This window comes from Campylobacter sp. CNRCH_2007_0968H (assembly GCF_025773245.1).
GTDB classification, from domain to species: domain Bacteria; phylum Campylobacterota; class Campylobacteria; order Campylobacterales; family Campylobacteraceae; genus Campylobacter_D; species Campylobacter_D lari_D.
In genome coordinates, this window is the sequence record NZ_JAKMTQ010000029.1 from 1 (window position 1) to 3,029 (window position 3,029).

At 26.2% G+C, this 3,029-nt stretch carries 1 protein-coding gene; it reads right to left on the reverse strand.

Annotation, left to right across the window (positions count from 1 at the left end):
* Positions 1-151 precede the first annotated feature (151 nt).
* Positions 152-3,029: hypothetical protein (locus L8Y18_RS08405; protein WP_263676648.1), on the reverse strand; the 2,878-nt coding region annotated here is incomplete at its 5' end.

Below are 3,029 nucleotides of genomic sequence, written 5' to 3' on the forward strand. Positions count from 1 at the left end.
TTGCTATAATACAAAGAGAGAGTTTTTTCATGATTTTACCTTAATTTATAATAACACTTGATTTAGATTAATTGTAATTTAAGAATTGATCAATAGTAAATTTCAATAATATCTACAACTATAAATACTAGGATAACCTAGTATTTATATTTTATATATCACTTACTACACAAGGATTCATAGTTTTAAATCCATCATTAACTATGCAAGTTACTGCTCTTTTTCTCGTGACAGCCTTATCTACATCTTTTTCTTTTCTAATTTTTTTTATCACAAGTCCACCATCTGATTTCAAATTATCGCTAGTTGATAAATAAATATTATTTTCTATAAAAGGTAAATCTTTTTTAGATTTTTCTTTTTTCACTGGAGTGCTTGGTTGAAGTTCTGTCCACGGAATTTCTTTTTTCGCGTGTTGCAATGCAAGCTGTGCTAATTTTGGCGTATATATATCTTGCTTAACATCTCCTATTATTTCAAAACCTCCTTTTGAGATAGTATATTCTATTTTATTTTTTATAGGGCTAATATCCAATTGAGAAACAATATCTTTTTGTTGCTGATTTAATCTGCTAATATTTTCTGCCAAAATATTGATTTTTTTGAAATCAATATTTTCACTACTAGCTAAAGCATTATATTCTCTTTCATTTTCTTGAATTTTTGTTTTTATTTCTTGTAGTTGATTTGTTAGTATTATAGATTTATCAAGAAAATCTTTCAAATCTTTCTTTAATAAAGCGAATATAAAATCTTTTTTAGAAATCACATTAGCAGTATTATCTAACAATTTTTCAAAAGTTTCATTTTGATAAATTTTTTCTTTATTAGCACCCTTTAAACCATTTTCTTGATAAGCATCTATAAATTCCAAACTCTGAACTATCTTCAAAGCTTCTTCTTTATTGTTTTCATTATCTTTTAAAAAATACTTAGACACAAAATCAATTTTCTCATCTTCACTCATCTGTTTATAATCTTTTTCTTTAAGCATATCATCTAGCGAGCTAATATAAAATCTATAATATTGACTTGCAATATCATTAATAGCATAATTTTCAATACTACTTTGAAAAGAATCATCTTTGAAAAGCATAGCTTCTTTGTTTAAAATAGCATTTAAATCTAATTCTAAAGCTTCTTTAAGTTCATCTTTTTTCTCATTTAAAGCAAAAGTAAGATAATTATGATTGTCTTTTAAAAATTGCTTACTAGAGTATTCTAACAATTTTTGTTTATATTCTTTATAAGCTTGCGTTTGATCGCTGTATTCTTTTATATCAATAGAAGATTTTTTATCAGGAGAGTGTTTTCCATTTAAAATATCTTCAGGCATCCACACATGGATATTATGATGGCTTTTATCATCTTTATCTTTTCCTCCGATATCAAAATAACCAACTATAGTCTTTTCTTCATTTTTAGGTGCAATTGATTGAATTTGTGATTTTGAATTAAAAAAAGCATATATATCATAAAAATAACTAGGATTATAAAAACTCACAAAACCAGTTGCTATTGTTGCTCCATTTTTATTATGCCCCGTTCCTTCAGAAATAATATTTTGTATATCATTTAAAATTATGTCGTTGAAATAATTTGAACCAGAATGCGATATAAAACCTGACGCATAGCTAAGTTCAGCTTTGTCTTTGGATATACTTTGAATTGTTTTTATATTATTTAAAGTTATACCAGTAAAATAATTCCCTCCACTAGCACTTGCAGCAAATCCACTAGCAAAAGAATCATCCTGCTCAAAATCATGAGAGCTTTTTAAATAATGATCATATGTTCCTTTGTTATAAGATTGAATCAATCCTATATCATTTAAAGAAATATCTGTAAAGCTATTATAAGTTGGAGTGTTATTTTCTTTATATACATTTATAATCTCTCCGACAAATCCTCCTGATTTAGCACTTGCTTTATCCGTTACTGCACCTATATAACCAATATGATTTAAAAAAATATTATTAAAATCATATCTAGAATTTTGACTCAATAGAGAGGAATAAACAGCTCCACTAAATCCGCCTACTCTTGAAGTTTGTATTCCTTCTGCCTGAATACCGTTTATATTTAAAATTGTAATATTTTTAAATTTACTACTTTGTATTGATGGTAATTCATATTTTTTGCCCTTTTTTATCATAGGTAGAGAATCAATATTAGCTACATCAACAATATCCCCAACAAAACCTCCAACATAAGCATAATCTTTACCATTGCCTATAATTTCATTGATATTTTTTAAAACAATGTCTTCAACTTTAGCATCTTGCTCTATAAGTCCGACAACACCACCTGTATAAAGAATAGAATTTGTCGTATTTGCTTTAACATTACCATTCATATAATCTACATTGAAATTCTTTATATTAGCCCCATTACTTAAATTTCCAAAAATACCAACATAATTTTTATTGTTAGCCTCTATATTAATATTTTTTAAGGTAAATCCTTGGCCATCAAATGTTTTAGTAAAAGGATTTTTATTATCACCAATCATCATAGAAGTACAACCAAGACCATCTATACAATAATTAGCATAGTTTTGCCAATCTTTTCCTTCTTCGCCTTTGCCTTGATTGCCTTTAAAATTTATATTATTAGTAAGTCTATATTCGATATTTTTGCTAAAATCACTTTTATTTTCATTCCATCCTTTAGCAAAATGCCACCAATCCACATCAGAACTTATACCTATAAATTTATTATTTAAAAATTTTTCATTATTATGCTTTACTTCTATTTTGTTTCCAGTTTCATTTAAAACATTATCATAATCTTGTTGTTCATAATTAAAATCCTTAAACGAAGATGGATTGTAATAATATCCCGTAGCACCTAAATATAAAGAACCTTCATCTTTAGCAGTTATATGCAACTTATCTATATTATTTAAGGTAGCAATATCAGCATGAGTTTCATTCCCAACTAAATATATATTTGTTTTTTTATCTTTATCTAAAGCTGCAATTTGATTAAAAGTTTTACTTTTAATATCAAAAGTTCCATATAATAAA